Source organism: Nocardioides abyssi, from assembly GCF_030412915.1.
Lineage (GTDB): Bacteria > Actinomycetota > Actinomycetes > Propionibacteriales > Nocardioidaceae > Nocardioides > Nocardioides abyssi.
This window is the reverse complement of the sequence record NZ_JAUHJR010000154.1, coordinates 1-279: the sequence shown is the minus strand read 5'-3', so window position 1 is coordinate 279 and position 279 is coordinate 1. Positions and strand designations below refer to the sequence as shown.

1 protein-coding gene is annotated in these 279 nt (G+C 65.6%); it reads left to right on the top strand.

The window, feature by feature from the left end; all coding sequences use genetic code 11:
- Nucleotides 1-32: 32 nt before the first annotated feature.
- Nucleotides 33-279: flavin reductase family protein (locus tag QWY29_RS20300; protein ID WP_300963040.1), on the top strand; the 247-nt coding region annotated here is incomplete at its 3' end.

Sequence of the window (279 nt, the reverse complement as noted above, 5' to 3'; positions counted from 1 at the left end):
ACGTCGAGGCCACGGGCCAGTTCGTGGTCAGCATGGCCAGCCTCCCGATGCTCGCACTCATCAACGGATCCAGCGCGCCGTTCGAGCCCGAGGTCGACGAAGCGGCAGCGGTGGGCGTGAAGATGGAACCGAGTGAGCGAGTGTCGCCCGCCCGAGTCGCCGACTCACCGGCGTCACTCGAGTGCACCCTCCACTCGACCATCGAACTCGGTGATTCGACCGTTGTCTTCGGGAATGTCGTCACGATCACCGTCCGCACCGAGGTGCTCGAGGACAGCC